At 74.1% G+C, this 14,912-nt stretch carries 15 protein-coding genes; 13 read left to right on the forward strand and 2 right to left on the reverse strand.

The genetic code is table 11. The features are described from left to right. Window positions 1-21 precede the first annotated feature (21 nt). Window positions 22-2,178: an elongation factor G-like protein EF-G2 gene (locus VGP36_08605; GenBank protein HEV7654779.1), complete on the reverse strand. Its 2,157-nt coding sequence runs from the start codon at window positions 2,176-2,178 to the stop codon at window positions 22-24. Between the two features lie 159 nt (window positions 2,179-2,337). On the opposite strand from VGP36_08605, the gene VGP36_08610 reads away from it, so the two are divergent. The 8 genes from VGP36_08610 to VGP36_08645 are packed head-to-tail and all read left to right on the forward strand — an operon-like array spanning window position 2,338 to window position 8,993. Further along, window positions 2,338-2,973 (forward strand): CDP-alcohol phosphatidyltransferase family protein, encoded by a 636-nt coding sequence (locus VGP36_08610; GenBank protein HEV7654780.1) that lies wholly within the window; start codon window positions 2,338-2,340, stop codon window positions 2,971-2,973. Between the two features lie 10 nt (window positions 2,974-2,983). Continuing rightward, window positions 2,984-3,895 carry a phosphatidylinositol mannoside acyltransferase gene (locus VGP36_08615; protein HEV7654781.1) on the forward strand — a complete coding sequence of 304 codons (912 nt, stop codon included), beginning with the start codon at window positions 2,984-2,986 and terminating at the stop codon, window positions 3,893-3,895. A gap of 7 nt (window positions 3,896-3,902) precedes the next feature. After that, on the forward strand, window positions 3,903-5,060 hold the full coding sequence (locus tag VGP36_08620) for a glycosyltransferase family 4 protein (GenBank protein HEV7654782.1): 1,158 nt from the start codon (window positions 3,903-3,905) through the stop codon (window positions 5,058-5,060). A gap of 24 nt (window positions 5,061-5,084) precedes the next feature. After that, the gene (locus tag VGP36_08625; protein ID HEV7654783.1) at window positions 5,085-5,600 is read left to right on the forward strand and encodes a hypothetical protein; all 516 of its coding nucleotides are present in this window, start codon (window positions 5,085-5,087) and stop codon (window positions 5,598-5,600) included. Between the two features lie 36 nt (window positions 5,601-5,636). Continuing rightward, complete coding sequence (locus VGP36_08630) at window positions 5,637-6,686, forward strand: DUF3048 domain-containing protein (GenBank protein HEV7654784.1); 1,050 nt, start codon at window positions 5,637-5,639, stop codon at window positions 6,684-6,686. A 20-nt stretch (window positions 6,687-6,706) separates the two neighbouring features. Beyond that, the gene (pdxS, locus tag VGP36_08635; protein HEV7654785.1) at window positions 6,707-7,624 is read left to right on the forward strand and encodes a pyridoxal 5'-phosphate synthase lyase subunit PdxS; all 918 of its coding nucleotides are present in this window, start codon (window positions 6,707-6,709) and stop codon (window positions 7,622-7,624) included. Beyond that, a complete protein-coding gene (pdxT, locus tag VGP36_08640; protein ID HEV7654786.1) occupies window positions 7,621-8,247 on the forward strand; it encodes a pyridoxal 5'-phosphate synthase glutaminase subunit PdxT in 627 nt (208 codons plus the stop codon). The genes pdxS and pdxT overlap by 4 nt, the downstream gene beginning before the upstream one ends. Beyond that, on the forward strand, window positions 8,244-8,993 hold the full coding sequence (locus VGP36_08645; GenBank protein HEV7654787.1) for a YebC/PmpR family DNA-binding transcriptional regulator: 750 nt from the start codon (window positions 8,244-8,246) through the stop codon (window positions 8,991-8,993). Before pdxT ends, VGP36_08645 begins: the two co-directional genes overlap by 4 nt. Before the next feature lie 172 nt (window positions 8,994-9,165). Here the strand turns inward: VGP36_08645 and VGP36_08650 are convergent, their stop codons facing one another. Next, complete coding sequence (locus VGP36_08650) at window positions 9,166-10,332, reverse strand: aromatic ring-hydroxylating dioxygenase subunit alpha (GenBank protein ID HEV7654788.1); 1,167 nt, start codon at window positions 10,330-10,332, stop codon at window positions 9,166-9,168. A 92-nt stretch (window positions 10,333-10,424) separates the two neighbouring features. Between VGP36_08650 and ruvC the strand changes: the two genes are divergently transcribed. The 5 genes from ruvC to secD all read left to right on the forward strand — a co-directional run bounded on the left by ruvC (window position 10,425) and on the right by secD (window position 14,910). Continuing rightward, a complete protein-coding gene (gene ruvC, locus VGP36_08655; GenBank protein ID HEV7654789.1) occupies window positions 10,425-10,940 on the forward strand; it encodes a crossover junction endodeoxyribonuclease RuvC in 516 nt (171 codons plus the stop codon). Next, window positions 10,937-11,539, forward strand: coding sequence for a Holliday junction branch migration protein RuvA (gene ruvA, locus VGP36_08660; protein ID HEV7654790.1), 603 nt, complete (start codon window positions 10,937-10,939; stop codon window positions 11,537-11,539). Before ruvC ends, ruvA begins: the two co-directional genes overlap by 4 nt. A 43-nt stretch (window positions 11,540-11,582) precedes the next feature. Further along, window positions 11,583-12,614, forward strand: a complete 1,032-nt coding sequence (gene ruvB, locus VGP36_08665; protein ID HEV7654791.1) for a Holliday junction branch migration DNA helicase RuvB — start codon at window positions 11,583-11,585, stop codon at window positions 12,612-12,614. Between the two features lie 131 nt (window positions 12,615-12,745). Further along, the gene (yajC, locus tag VGP36_08670) at window positions 12,746-13,057 is read left to right on the forward strand and encodes a preprotein translocase subunit YajC (GenBank protein ID HEV7654792.1); all 312 of its coding nucleotides are present in this window, start codon (window positions 12,746-12,748) and stop codon (window positions 13,055-13,057) included. A 101-nt stretch (window positions 13,058-13,158) separates the two neighbouring features. After that, window positions 13,159-14,910: a protein translocase subunit SecD gene (gene secD, locus VGP36_08675; GenBank protein ID HEV7654793.1), complete on the forward strand. Its 1,752-nt coding sequence runs from the start codon at window positions 13,159-13,161 to the stop codon at window positions 14,908-14,910. The last annotated feature ends 2 nt before the right edge of the window (window positions 14,911-14,912 follow it).

Below are 14,912 nucleotides of genomic sequence, written 5' to 3' on the forward strand. Positions count from 1 at the left end.
TCCGAAGGGCAGCCCCCTGGCTCAGTCGGGCATGGCGGGGACGGCCTTGCGGGCCTCGTGCTCCGGCATCGGGTCGTGCCGGACGTAGCGCCGGGTGAACCGGCCCGTCCCCGCGGTGATCGAGCGCAGGTCCACCGCGTACCGCAGCAGCTCCAGCTCGGGGACCTCGGCCGAGACCACCGACCGCTCGCCGCCGACCGACTCGGTGCCGGTGACCCGGCCGCGCCGTCCGGACAGGTCGCTCATGACCGCGCCGACGTACTCGTCGGGCACGGTGACGGCGACGGCCTGCACCGGCTCCAGCAGCGACACGGTGCACGCCTTGGCCGCCTCCCGCAGCGCCAGCGCGCCCGCGACCTGGAACGCCGCGTCCGAGGAGTCGACGCTGTGCGCCTTCCCGTCGATCAGCGTGACCCTGAAGTCGACCACCGGGAAGCCGGCCGCGACGCCGCGCTCCATCTGGGTCCGGACGCCCTTCTCCACCGACGAGTGGAACTGCACCGGCACCGAGCCGCCGACGATCTTGACCGCGAACTCGAACCCGCTGCCGGTCGGCAGCGGCTCCACCTCGATGTCGCAGATCGCGAACTGCCCGTGCCCACCGGACTGCTTGACGTGCCGGCCCTTGGCCACGGCCTTGCCGCCGAACGTCTCCCGCAGCGGCACGACCACCGGCACGGTCTCCAGCTCGACGCCCTGCTCCCGCAGCCGGTCCAGCAGCACGTCCGCATGCGCCTCGCCCATGCACCAGAGCACCAGCTGGTGGGTCTCGGCGTTGCGCTCCAGCCGCAGCGTCGGGTCCCCGGCGGTGAGCTTGGTCAGGCCTTTGGCCAGGGAGTCCTCGTCCGAACGGGTCTTGGCCTGGACCGCGATCGGCAGCAGCGGCTCGGGCATGTCCCAGGGCGCGACCAGCAGCGGCTCCTCCCGGGCCGAGATGGTGTCGCCGGTCTCGGCGCTGGTCAGCTTCGTCACCGCGGCGACGTCGCCGGCGACCGCGTACTCCACCGGGCGCAGGGTCGCGCCCAGCGGCGAGAACAGGTGGCCGATCCGCTCGTCCACGTCGTGGTCGGAGTGCCCGCGCGCGGCCATGCCGTGCCCGGACACGTGCAGGGGCACGTCGGCCCTGAGCGTCCCGGAGAAGACCCGCAGCAGCGACACCCGTCCCACGTACGGGTCGACGGTCGTCTTGACCACCTCGGCCACCAGCGGGCCGCCCGGGTCGCAGGTCAGCGGCGCGTGCGGGCCGCCCTCCACGGTGGTCACGGCCGGCAGGTCGTGCTCGCACGGGGTCGGGAACGCGCTGGTGAGGACCTCGAGGATCGAGTCCATACCGAGCCCGGAGGGGCCGCAGGCGGCGAGCACCGGGTGGAACGAGCCGCGCGCGACCGCGGTCTCCAGATCGTCGGTGAGCGTCTCGAGCGCGATGTCCTCGCCGCCGAGGTAGCGGTCCATCAGCGACTCGTCCTCGGACTCGGCGATGATCCCCTCGATCAGCTCGTTGCGCGGTGCCTCGATGAGCTCCCGGTGCTCGGGGTCGGCCGGTCGTTCGACCAGGCTGCCGCCGGAGTAGTCCTGGACCGTCCGGGACAGCAGCCCGATCAGGCCCGCCACGCCGCCGTCGTCGCCGTGCAGCGGCAGGTAGAGCGGCAGCACGTTCTCGCCGAAGACCCGGCGGCAGACCGCGACCGACTCCTCGAAGTCGGCCCGCTGGTGGTCCAGCCGGGTCACCACGACCGCGCGCGGCATGCCGACCGCGGCGCACTCCTCCCACAGCGCGATCGTGGTCGCGTCCACGCCGTCGACGGCGGAGACCACGAACAGGGCCGCGTCGGCGGCCCGCAGGCCCGCCCGCAGCTCGCCGACGAAGTCTGCGTACCCGGGGGTGTCGAGCAGGTTGACCTTGATCCCGCGGTGCTCGAACGGCGCCACCGAGAGCGAGACCGAACGCTGCTGCTTCACCTCGGCCGGGTCCGAGTCGGACACGGTGGTGCCGTCCGGGACGGAGCCGGCCCGCGGGATCGTTCCCGTGGCCAGCAGCAGTCCCTCGACGAGGGTGGTCTTGCCGGAGCCGGAGTGGCCCACGACCGCGACGTTGCGGATTGCCTCCGGGCGGTCGGCCGACGCCGCTTCGGCGACCGCCCCGCGCTCCGCTCCCTTGGTGGACCCTTTCGACGCCATCGGCCGCCTCCAGTCGTCCCGCTGGTGCCCCCGTCCTGCGATTCGACACCCTCCGCGCAGTCACCGACAAGACTTCCGGCCGACTTGCCCGCGAAACACTGTCGTACCGCTGGAGCGGGCCGACGGCTCGTGTGGCGCCCCCACTAAGGTGGGCCCACCATGACCGGTCTCTTCTCCCGCGGCCTGTTCTCCCGCAGCGGCTGGGGACGGGTGTTCGCGCCGCTGGTGCGCTGGCTCGTCAAGCACGGGGTCACCGCGAACACCGTGACGGTCATCGGCACGCTCGGCGCGATGATCGGCGCGCTGGGCTTCTTCACCCGCGGCGACTTCTTCGTCGGCACGCTGATCATCTGGGGCTTCACGATGCTCGACAGCGTCGACGGCGCGGTCGCGCGGGCCCGGGGCGGCGCGACCGTGTTCGGCGCCGTGCTCGACTCCAGCCTGGACCGGGTCGTGGACGCGGCCGTCTTCGGTGCGCTGCTGTGGTGGTTCGCCGGGCCGGGGGACTCCCGGGGGCTGGTGCTGGCCTGCCTGCTCTGCCTGGTGTTCGGCTCGGTGGTCAGCTACATCAAGGCCCGGGCCGAGGGCGCCGGGCTGACCTGCAACGTCGGGCTGATCGAACGGCCGCAGCGGCTGACCACCGCGCTGGCCGGCACCGGCCTGGACGGCCTCGGCGTGCCGTACGTGCAGGCGATCGCGCTGTGGGCGCTGGTCGTGCTGTCCGCGGTCACCGCCGGGCAGCGGCTGGTCGAGGTCCGCCGGCAGGCCCGGGCGGCGACCCCGGGCCCCGCGTGAACGGCATCCGGTGAGCCTGCGGGAACGGGCGGTGGACGCCGGTTTCGCGGCCGGCTGGGCCGCCGTCCGCGCGCTGCCGCACCCGGTGGCCGCGTTCTCCTTCGCCGCCGCCGGCACGCTGGCCGCCCGCCGCGACACCCGGGGCGTCCGGCGGCTGCGGTCCAACCTGGCCCGGGTCGTCGGCCCCGACGCCGACCTGGACCCGCTCGTCGAGAAGGCCATGCGCTCGTACGCGCGGTACTGGCGGGAGACCTTCCGGCTGTCCCGGATCACCCCCCGTACGGTCTGGGAGAACACCGACGCCATCGGCACGGACGTCCTGGACAAGGCGCTGACCAGCGGCCGCGGCGTGCTCCTGACCCTGCCGCACTCCGGTAACTGGGAGTCCGCCGGGGTCTGGCTGCTCGAGCACGGCGTCCCGTTCAGCACCGTCGCCGAGCGCCTCAAGCCCGAGTCCCTGTACGAGCGGTTCGTCGCCTACCGCGAGGGCCTCGGCATGGAGGTGCTGCCGCTGACCGGCGGCGCGCGCCCGCCCGCCGACGTGCTCAAGGACCGGCTGAAGGCCGGCCGGGTGGTCTGCCTGCTCGGCGACCGCGACCTCACCGCCCGCGGCATCGACGTGGACTTCTTCGGCGCGACCGCGCGGATGCCGGCCGGGCCGGCGCTGCTGGCCGCGACCACCGGGGCCGCGCTGCTGCCGGCCGGGCTCTGGTTCACCGAGGACGGCTGGGGGATCAAGATCCACCCCGAGGTGCCGGTCGTGGAGGGCGTCCGGCTGCGGGACAAGGTCACCACCGCGACCCAGGAGGTCGCGGACCGCTTCGCCGCCGACATCGCGCTGCGCCCGTACGACTGGCACATGCTGCAACGGCTCTGGCTCGACGACCTCCCGGCCGATCCGGCCCGCGAACCGGGCGGGTGAGCAGCGGATGCGCGTCGGCCTGGTCTGCCCGTACTCCTGGGACATCCCCGGGGGAGTGCAGGCGCACGTGCGGGACCTGGCCGAGGCGCTGATCGCCCTCGGGCACCACGTCTCCGTCCTGGCGCCGGCCGACGACGACCTCCCGCTCCCGCCGTACGTGGTCGGGGCCGGGCGGGCGGTCCCGATCCGCTACAACGGCTCGGTGGCCCGGGTCCAGATGGGACCGGTGTCGGCCGCCCGGGTGCGGCGCTGGCTGCGGGACGGGCGGTTCGACGTGCTGCACATCCACGAGCCGATCGCGCCGAGCCTCTCGTTCCTGGCGCTGGTGCTGGCCCGCGGGCCGATCGTGGCGACCTTCCACACCTCGACCGCCCGGTCCCGGTCGCTGTCGGCCGCGGGCGGCGTCGTGCAGCCGTTCCTGGAGAAGATCAGCGGCCGCATCGCGGTGTCCGCGGCGGCCCGGCAGGTGCAGGTCGAGCACCTCGGCGGGGACGCGGTCGAGATCCCGAACGGGGTGGCGATCGCGCACTACGCGGGCGCGCCGCCGCTGCCCGGCTACCCGCGCGAGGGCGGCACCGTCGGCTACATCGGCCGGTACGACGAGCCCCGCAAGGGCCTGCCGGTGCTGCTGGAGGGGCTGGCCGCGCTCGCCCCGCGGCGGCCCGGGCTGCGGCTGCTGGTCGCCGGCCGGGGCGACGCCGAGGACCTGCTGAAGGAGCTGCCGCCGCCGCTGGCCGGCCGGGTCGACCTGCTCGGACAGGTCAGCGAGGCCGACAAGGCCCGGATGCTGCGCTCGGTCGACGTCTACTGCGCGCCCAATCTCGGCGGCGAGAGCTTCGGGATCATCCTGCTGGAGGCGATGGCCGCGGGCGCGCCGATCCTGGCCAGCGACCTGGAGCCGTTCAAGCGGGTGCTCGACGACGGCCGGGCCGGCACGATGTTCCGCACCGGCGACGCGACCGCGCTGGCCACCGCGCTGGACCGGCTGCTGGACGACCCGGGCCGGCGGGCCCGGCTGGTCGCCGTCGGCACCGAGGTCGTGGCCGCGTACGACTGGCCGGTGGTCGCCCGCTACATCGTGACCGTGTACGAGACGGTGATCGCGGAGAAGCCCGTACCGGTGACTCCCGACACGTCCGCCACCCCCGGTCTCGTCGGAGAGTGATCGGAGCGCCTACTCTGATCACCCGTGGAGGTGATTCTCGCGGCAGCGGCCGTGACCGTGCTCCTCTTCGTCTGGGTGAGCTGGACCGCCACCCGGGTGGACCGGCTGCACGACCGGACCTCGCTCGCCCGCACGTCGCTGGACGCCCAGCTGGTGCGCCGGGCGGCGGCCCTGCAGGCGCTCGCCTCCGACTCCGCCGCCGAGCTCGGCCCGCAGCGGGAGCAGCGGCTGCTGGCCCTGGCCACGGCCTCACTGGACGCGAACGAGAGCACCCGGGAAGCCGTCGAGAACGACCTGTCCCGGGCGCTGCGGGCGACCCCGGCCGGCGCCGACCCGGCCCTGCTGGCCGACCTGACCGACGCGGCCCGGCGGGTGGCGCTGGCCCGGCGGTTCTACAACGACGCGGTCCGCGACACCCGCTCGCTGCGGCGGCGCCGGCTGCCCCGGCTGTTCCGGCTCGGCGGGGCCCAGCCGCTGCCCGCCTTCTTCGAGATCGACGACACGCTGCCCGTCCCGGCCCGCCAGGAGACCCAGCGGTAGCCGGTGGGTAGGGTCGCCGCGCTCCGGGAGGTGCGTGTGCGACGGGTCTGTCTGGTTCTCATCGCGGTGGCGCTGGCCGCCGGCTGCTCGTCCGGCGCCCCGGCGGCGGTCCCGTCGCCGACCCCGAGCCGCACCCCCTCGCCGACGCCGGCCCCGACGACCCCGGTGCCGAAGCCCGCGCCGAAGCCGGTCGCGCCCGCGGTCAACCCGCTGACCGGCGTCGGCGCCGTCCCGAGGCGGCCGGTCATCGCGGTCAAGATCGACGACACCGCTGACGGCCGGCCCCAGCTCGGCCTGGAGTACGCCGACCTCGTCTACGTCGAGCAGGTCGAGGCCGGCGTGACCCGGCTGGTCGCGGTGTTCGCCGGCCGTCAGCCCGCGGTGGTCGGCCCGGTCCGGTCGGTGCGCAACTCCGACCCCGAGCTGCTGGCCGCGTACGGCCGGCCCGCGCTGGCGTACTCCGGCGGCGCCGGGGCCCCGGTGGCCCGGCTGCGGCACTCGACCGTGGTCGACGCCGGGCCGCAGCGGCAGGGCGGGGTCTACCGGCGGCTCGGCAGCCGGGTGGCGCCGTACAACCTGGTGGTGAACACGGCGGCGCTCGCGGCCCGGCTGCACGGCGTCTCCGGGCCGCACGACATCGGGCTGCGCTGGGCCCACACCGACCCGCGGCTGGCCAGGGCCCGCAAGGTCGGCGCGGTGTCGGTCACCGTCGGCAAGACCCGGGTCGACTTCCGCTGGGACGCCCCGACCCGCCGCTGGCTGCTGCTCAACCGGGACGGCACCCTCCGGCGGGCCGCGTCCGGCCGGCCGATCTCGACGCCGAACCTGGTCGTACCGGTCAGCCGGGCCCGCATCGACCCGACCGACGTCGACGTGCTCGGCACCCCGTCGGTCTACACGTCCACGGTCGGGACCGGCCGGCTGCTGGTGTTCCGGGACGGCCGGGTGCTGACCGGCAGCTGGGCCCGGGCCCGCCCGGCCGGCCGGACCTCCTACCTGGACGCGGACCGCAAACCGATCACGCTCGACCCCGGCGGGGCCTGGGTCCTGCTGGCCGCGACCGGCGCGCCGGTGTCGTACCGCTGAGCCCACGTAGAATCGCGGTCATGTCCGAGTACTCCGACGCCCCCGTCACCGCCACCCCCAGGACCGGCACCGCGCGCGTCAAGCGCGGCATGGCCGAGATGCTCAAGGGCGGTGTGATCATGGACGTGGTCACGCCCGAGCAGGCGAAGATCGCCGAGGACGCGGGCGCGGTCGCGGTGATGGCCCTGGAGCGGGTGCCGGCCGACATCCGCGCGCAGGGCGGCGTCGCCCGCATGTCCGACCCGGACATGGTCGAGGGCATCATCGACACGGTCTCGATCCCGGTCATGGCCAAGGCCCGGATCGGGCACTTCGTCGAGGCCCAGGTGCTGCAGTCGCTCGGCGTCGACTACGTGGACGAGTCCGAGGTGCTCACCCCGGCCGACGAGGCGTACCACATCGACAAGTGGGCGTTCACGGTCCCGTTCGTCTGCGGTGCGACCGACCTGGGGGAGGCGCTGCGGCGGATCTCCGAGGGCGCGGCGATGATCCGCTCCAAGGGCGAGGCCGGCACCGGCAACGTGGTCGAGGCGACCCGGCACATGCGCTCGATCCGGGCCGGCATCCGGGCGCTGTCCGGCATGTCCCCCGAGGAGCTGTACGGCGCGGCCAAGGAGCTGCGCGCGCCGTACGAGCTGGTCGCCGACGTGGCCGCGGCGGGCAGGCTGCCGGTCGTGCTGTTCACCGCCGGCGGCATCGCGACCCCGGCCGACGCGGCGATGATGATGCAGCTCGGCGCCGAGGGCGTGTTCGTCGGCTCCGGCATCTTCAAGTCCGGCGACCCGGCCCGCCGCGCCGAGGCGATCGTCAAGGCGACCACGTTCCACGACGACCCCGACGTGATCGCGAAGGTCTCCCGCGGGCTCGGCGAGCCGATGGTCGGGATCGGGCTGGACGAGCTCAAGCCCGAGCAGCGCTACGCCGGCCGCGGCTGGTGAGGATCGGGGTCCTCGCCCTCCAGGGTGACGTGCGCGAACACCTGCGGGCGCTCTCGGACTCCGGCGCTTCGGCCATCACGGTCCGGCGGGCCACCGAGCTGGAGTCGGTCGACGGGCTGGTGATCCCGGGCGGCGAGTCGACCACGATCATCAAGCTCGCCGTCGCCTTCGACCTGCTCGAACCGCTGCGCAAGCGGATCGCCGGCGGCATGCCCGCGTACGGGTCGTGCGCCGGGATGATCCTGCTGGCCGACCGCGTTCTCGACGGCGTGGAGGGTCAGCAGACCCTCGGCGGGCTGGACGTGACCGTCCGGCGCAACGCCTTCGGTCGGCAGGTCGACTCGTTCGAGGAGTCCATCCCGCTCACCGGCGTGCCGGGCGGGCCGTTCCACGCGGTGTTCATCCGCGCGCCCTGGGTCGAGTCGGTCGGTCCGGACGTCGAGGTGCTGGGGAGCGCCGTCGGCGCCGCCGACAAGGGGCCGACAGGGCGCGGGCTTTCCGCCGGTAGGATCGTGGCGGTGCGACAGGGCGGCCTGCTGGCCACCTCGTTCCATCCGGAGCTGGCCGGCGACGCGCGGCTGCACGCGCTGTTCGTGGAGATCGTGAAGGAGCAAGTCCTATGAGCGGCCACTCCAAGTGGGCGACGACGAAGCACAAGAAGGCCGTGATCGATGCCAAGCGCGGCAAGCTGTTCGCCAAGCTGGTGAAGAACATCGAGGTCGCGGCGCGGACCGGCGGCGGTGACCCGGCCGGCAACCCGACGCTGTTCGACGCCATCCAGAAGGCGAAGCGCACCTCCGTCCCCATCGACAACATCGACCGCGCGGTCAAGCGCGGGTCCGGGATCGAGGGCGCCGGCGTCGACTACCAGTCGATCACGTACGAGGGGTACGGGCCGGGCGGCGTCGCGGTGCTGGTGGAGTGCCTGACCGACAACCGCAACCGGGCCGCCTCGGACGTGCGGACGGCGATGACCCGCAACGGCGGCAACATGGCCGACCCGGGCTCGGTGGCGTACCTGTTCAACCGCAAGGGCGTCGTGCTCGTACCCAAGGAGGGCACGACCGAGGACGACGTGTTCGCCGCGGTGCTCGATGCCGGCGCGGAGGAGGTCACCGACGACGGCGAGTCGTTCGAGGTCGTGAGCGAGCCGACCGACCTGGTCGCGGTACGGACGGCGCTGCAGGGCGCGGGCATCGAGTACGACTCGGCCGAGGCCCAGTTCGTGCCGAGCGTGACGGTGCCGCTGGACGAGGACGGCGCCCGCAAGGTGTTCCGCCTGGTCGAGGCGCTCGAGGAGCTCGACGACGTCCAGGAGGTCTACGCCAACTTCGACGTCTCCGACGAGGTCCTGGCCCTGGTCGACTGAGTCGCTGTCGGGGGCGGCCCCGTAACCCCCGGGCGGTGCCTCGTCTGCACTGGCGGGTCTCGACCGACCTCGTCCAACGAGCCCCGCCGGTCGCGGAGGACCCGATCACCGTCAACCCGCCGCGCGGGTCGGACTTGTGCCTCTCCGGGCGCCCGCCCCGGTCGCCAGGCGGTCAGACGGGGCCGAGGCGGCCGGTTTCGTAGCCACGGGCTACTGCTGCCATGACGGCGTGGACGTCGGTTTCCCAGGGGGAGAACGGGCCCGGGCGCCAGCCCGGTGAGCTCGTGTTGCGCTGCACGGACTCGCAGGCGGCCCAGTCCTGCCGGTTGACCAGATCCCAGAAGTCGGCCGCGTACGCCGGGTCGAAGCCGGGGCGCTCCCAGGCCTCGGGCGGGAAGTACCAGGTGCACTCGACCCGGGTCCGGGCGGCCGCGAGCGGCTCCAGCCGGTGCGTCATGAGGTAGTCCGGGTGCGCGCTGATCAGCAGGCCCGGCAGCAGCGCCGCGTACCCGACCACGCGGGCCTTCGCCGCCGGCAGCCCCGGGATCGGCACGCCGAGGCTGCGCCCGTCCAGCGACATCGTCTGCACGCCCTCGCGCAGCGCCAGCGGCCCCCCGGTCCAGGCCCCGACCGGCGACACCGGGTAGCCCAGGCCGGACTCGGGCGGGGTGACCTCGCAGAGCTCCGGGTGGATCGGCGCGCAGTGGTAGCACTCCAGGTAGTTCTCGACGATGACCTTCCAGTTGGCCGCGACCTCGTACTCGTGCCGGGTGCCGAGCCGCAGCCGCGACACGTCGTAGCCGTCGACGACCATGGCCGCGTTCCCGAGGTGCTCGGCCAGCGGCGGGGCCTCCCCGGAGACGTTCGCGAACACCCAGCCCTGCCACTGCTCGACCCGTGCTGCGACCAGCCCGAACGCGCTGCGGTCGATGCCGTCGTCGGAGTCCTTGCCGAAGCGGGGCATGGCCCGGCACTCGCCGCCCAGCCCGTAGACCCAGCCGTGGTACGGGCAGCGGATCGCCCGGCCCTTGCGGCTGCTGCCCGGTTCCAGCAGCTCGTGCCCGCGGTGCCGGCAGACGTTGAACCAGCCCCGCAGGACGCCGTCGTTGTCCCGGACCAGCAGCAGCGAGCTGCCGCCGACGGTGACCGCGCGCTGGTCGCCCGGCGCCGCGAGCGCGTCGGCCCGCCCGGCGCAGACCCAGCCGCCGGCGAAGAAGTGTGCCTGCTCCCAGTCGAAGACCTCCGGCGACCCGTACGCCGCCCCCGGCAGCGTGCGGGCCGCGGCCAGCGGGCGGACGACCGCGTCCAGCGCGGCCGGGTCGAGGGGGGCGCGATCCACGGGCCCAGTGTCCACCGCGTGTCCGGCCGGTCGCGACGATCGGTCGCGGCTACGGTGGCGAACGACTGTTCGATCGGCTCGGGAGGTCAGCGGTGCGGGTGCTGGGCGTCGACCCGGGGCTGACCCGGTGCGGCGTCGGCGTCGTCGAGGGGTCGGCGGGGCGGCCGATGCGGCTGGTCCACGTCTCGGTCCTGCGTACCCCGGCCGACGCCGAGCTGGCCGACCGGCTGCTCGCCCTCGCCGCCGGCCTGGACGCGGCCGTGGCGGCGCACCGGCCGGACGTGGTGGCGGTCGAGCGCGTCTTCAGCCAGCACAACGTCCGTACGGTCATGGGTACGGCGCAGGCGGCCGCGCTGGCGGTGCTCGCCGCGGCCCGGGCCGGCGTCCCGGTCGCGTTGCACACCCCCAGCGAGGTCAAGGCCGCGGTCACCGGCTCCGGCCGGGCCGACAAGGCGCAGGTCGGGATCATGGTGACCCGGCTGCTCAAGCTCACCGAGCAGCCCAAGCCGGCCGACGCCGCCGACGCGCTCGCCCTCGCGATCTGCCAGCTCTGGCGCGGCCCGGCCCAGACCCGACTGGCCGCCGCAGTGGCGAAGGAGCGGGCGTGATCGCGAGCGTGCACGGGCAGGTCGCGGCGGTCAGCGCGGCCGGCGCCGTGGTCGAGGTCGGGGGAGTGGGCCTGGCCGTCTCCTGCACCCCCGGCACGCTGGCCCGGCTCCGCGTCGGCCAGCCCGCCCGGCTGTCCACCAGCCTGGTCGTCCGCGAGGACTCCCTGACCCTGTACGGCTTCTCCGACGACGACGAGCGCTCGATCTTCGAGCTGCTGCTGACCGCCAGCGGCGTCGGCCCCCGGCTGGCCCAGGCCGTCCTGAGCGTGCTGCCGCCGACCGAGGTCCGCCGCGCGGTCGCCACCGCGGACGTGCCCGCGCTGACCCGGGTGCCCGGCATCGGCAAGAAGGGCGCCGAGCGGCTGGTCCTGGAGCTGCGGGACAAGATCGGCGCGATCGAGGCCGGGGACCAGGCCGGGCCGGGCGGGACGACGGCCACCGCGCCCTGGCGGGACCAGGTCGGCCAGGCCCTGGTGAGCCTCGGCTGGACCGCGAAGGAGGCCGACGAGGCCGTCACCGTGGTCGCGCCCGAGGCCGACGGCACCCCGGACGTCCCGGCCCTGCTGCGGGCCGCGCTACGGGTGCTGAGCCCGCGATGACACCGGCCTACACCTCCGTACCCCGCCTTGCACCGATGAGTGGGTGACGGTGGCTGAACCGGACGTCGCCAGCCCGTACGCGGAGGGGGACGAGCGTGAGGTCGAGGCCGCCCTCCGGCCGCGCAAGCTGGAGGACTTCGTCGGCCAGCCCAAGGTCCGCGAGCAGCTCGGCCTGGTCCTCACCAGCGCGCTGCGCCGTGGCCGCCCGCCCGACCACATCCTGTTCTCCGGCGCGCCCGGCCTGGGCAAGACCAGCCTGGCTCTGATCGTCGCGGCCGAGCTGGGGGCCGGGATCCGGGTCACCAGCGGCCCGGCGATCGAACGGGCCGGCGACCTGGCCGCGATCCTCACCGCGCTCGGCGACGGCGACGTGCTGTTCGTGGACGAGATCCACCGCATCGCCCGGCCGGCCGAGGAGCTCCTCTACATCGCGATGGAGGACTTCCGGGTCGACGTCATCGTCGGCAAGGGCCCGGGCGCGACCGCGATCCCGCTCGAGGTCGCGCCGTTCACGCTGGTCGGTGCGACCACCCGGGCCGGCCTGCTGACCGGCCCGCTGCGGGACCGCTTCGGCTTCGTCGGCCACATGGACTTCTACGAGCCGGACGAGCTGGAGCAGGTGCTGGTCCGCTCGGCCGGTCTGCTCGGGGTCCGGCTGGAGCCCGACGGCGCGGACGAGATCGCCGGCCGGTCCCGCGGCACCCCGCGGATCGCCAACCGGCTGCTGCGCCGGGTCCGCGACTACGCCGAGGTCCGGGCCGACGGCGTGATCGACCGGGAGATCGCCCGCGCCGGCCTGACCGTGTACGACGTCGACGACCTCGGCCTGGACCGGCTGGACCGGGCGGTGCTCGACGCGCTCGTGCGGCGCTTCGGCGGCGGTCCGGTCGGCGTGTCCACGCTCGCGGTCGCGGTCGGGGAGGAGCAGCGGACCGTCGAGGAGGTCGCCGAGCCGTACCTGGTCCGGGCCGGCCTGCTGGCCCGGACCCCGCGCGGCCGGGTGGCCACGCCGGCGGCCTGGACGCACCTCGGCCTCACCCCACCGGGGCCGGGATCGGCACTACTGTTCGAGTGAGTCCGGAACCGGCATCGAGCCTGACACGTTGCGCCAAGCAGCAAGGCACGCTGTGTATAGACTGCCGCGATTGCCGACCGGCCGCCCGCCGAACGGGCGGACGATCGTGAGCTGGAGGAGATCGACCCGTCATGTCTGAGCTAGTCCCGCTGTTGTTCATCGCGATCGCGGTGGTGTTCCTGCTGGTCCTGCCGATGCGCCAGCGCAACCGCGCGGTGCAGCGGGCCCAGCAGCTGCAGGCCGGCCTGTTGCCCGGAACCGAGGTGATGACGACCTCGGGGCTCCATGCAACGGTCGTGTCCCTCGGCGACGACACCGTCGACCTGGAGATCTCGCCCGGGGTGACGGTCCGCTGGGCCAAGGCCGCCATCGCCGAGGTGAGGTCGCCGGTCGTCGCGCCCGAGCCGGCCGAGGCCGACAGCACCGAGCCCGACGTGCGCTAGCCGTACCCCAGCACACCAAGACAGAACGTGGGCCGGGTCATACTGGCCTGGAACGTTGACCCCGCCGCGGCGGGACCCGCACCGAGGAGAGATGACACCCCGTGGCCGCACCGTCCGGATCGCTGCCCATCGGCCGCTACCTCGGCGCTCTCGCCGGCATCTTGGTCGTGCTGTACGCGCTGGTCTTCTTCACCGGCAGCTCTGCCACCCCCAAGCTCGGCCTGGACCTCGAGGGCGGCACCCAGGTGACGCTGCAGGCGAAGACCACCAACAACCAGCCGCCGAGCAGCGACGCGCTGAACCAGGCCCGGCAGATCATCGAACGCCGGGTCAACGGCCTCGGTGTGGCCGAGGCCGAGGTGGTCACCCAGGGCCGGGACCGGATCATCATCTCGGTGCCGGGCGCGAACGGTGACCAGGCCAAGACCGTCGGCCAGACCGCGCAGCTGCGGTTCCGCCCGCTGATCACCAGCGCGGCCGCCGCCCCGGCCCCGGCCGGCACGGCCACCCCGTCCGGCACCGCCAGCCCGGCCGCGAGCGGCTCGGCCGCCCCCTCGGCCTCGGCCAGCGGCTCGGCCTCGCCGCAGGGCTTCGCGCCCGCGCCGGCGGCGACCACGCCGGCCGCGAGCGCGCCGGCGGCGCCCGCCGCGACCGCGCCGGCCGGGACCGACACGACGATCCCGGCCACCCCGCCCGCCGGCGTCGACCCGGCGCAGTACCAGCAGGCCGTGCTCGCGTACCAGAAGCTGACCTGCTCGGCCGACTCCGGCGCCGCCGCCTCTGTCGACAAGCCGACCGACGTGATCCCGTCCTGCGACCAGAACGGCGCCACCAAGTACCTGCTGGCCCCGGCGATCATCGAGGGCACCGACATCTCCGGCGCCTCCGCGGTCGCGCCGACCTCGACCAGCCCGCAGTGGACGGTCTCGCTCGACTTCAAGAGCAAGGGCCAGTCGACCTGGGCCCAGTACACCTCGGCGCACAACGTGACCGCGACCCCGAACGACCCGGCCAACAACGTCGCGTTCGTGCTCGACGGCAAGACGATCTCGGCCCCGGCGATCCAGGGCACGATCAACGGCCAGACGCAGATCACCGGCAGCTTCACCCAGAGCGACTCCCAGGACCTGGCCAACGTGCTCAAGTACGGCGCGCTGCCGCTGACCTTCCAGCAGCAGGAGGCGCTGACCGTCTCGCCGACGCTCGGCACCGACCAGCTCAAGGCGGGCCTGCTCGCCGGCGGCATCGGCGTCGCGCTGGTCTTCATCTACAGCCTGCTCTACTACCGGGCCCTGGGCCTGGTCATGATCGCCAGCCTGCTCCTGTCCGGCATCGTGGTGTACGCGGCGCTGGTCATCCTCGGCCGCCAGATCGGCTTCACCCTGACCCTGGCCGGCGTCGCGGGCTTCATCGTCGCGATCGGTATCACCGCGGACTCGTTCGTCGTGTTCTTCGAACGATTGAAGGACGAGATCCGGGACGGCCGATCACCACGCTCGGCGGTGCCCCGGGCCTGGGTCCGGGCCCGGCGGACGATCCTGTCCGCGGACGCGGTCTCGTTCCTGGCCGCCGCGATCCTCTATTACCTCGCCGCCGGCACGGTGAAGGGCTTCGCCTTCACCCTCGGCATGTCGACGATCCTCGACCTGGTGATCGTCTTCCTCTTCACACACCCGCTCGTCACGCTCTTCGCCCGCAACAAGGCGTTCATGTCGCCGCGGGTGTCCGGGCTGGGCTCGGTGCAGAAGATCGCCGCCCAGCGGGCCGCCGCCGAGCGCGCAGCCGCCCCGGCCCGTACCCCCGCCCGTTCCGCCGCCGGCCGTCGCGGCCGCGTGTCGGCGAAGGAGTCCTGAGC

The organism is Mycobacteriales bacterium, assembly GCA_035995165.1.
Classification (GTDB): Bacteria; Actinomycetota; Actinomycetes; order Mycobacteriales; family CADCTP01; genus CADCTP01.

Excerpts from the sequence above, each read along its gene's own strand:
- VGP36_08605 (HEV7654779.1), bottom strand. The coding sequence starts at position 2,178 with ATGGCGTCGAAAGGGTCCACCAAGGGAGCGGAGCGCGGGGCGGTCGCC.
- VGP36_08610 (HEV7654780.1), top strand. The coding sequence starts at position 2,338 with ATGACCGGTCTCTTCTCCCGCGGCCTGTTCTCCCGCAGCGGCTGGGGA.
- VGP36_08620 (HEV7654782.1), top strand. The coding sequence starts at position 3,903 with ATGCGCGTCGGCCTGGTCTGCCCGTACTCCTGGGACATCCCCGGGGGA.
- pdxS (HEV7654785.1), top strand. The coding sequence starts at position 6,707 with ATGTCCGAGTACTCCGACGCCCCCGTCACCGCCACCCCCAGGACCGGC.
- VGP36_08645 (HEV7654787.1), top strand. The coding sequence starts at position 8,244 with ATGAGCGGCCACTCCAAGTGGGCGACGACGAAGCACAAGAAGGCCGTG.
- yajC (HEV7654792.1), top strand. The coding sequence starts at position 12,746 with ATGTCTGAGCTAGTCCCGCTGTTGTTCATCGCGATCGCGGTGGTGTTC.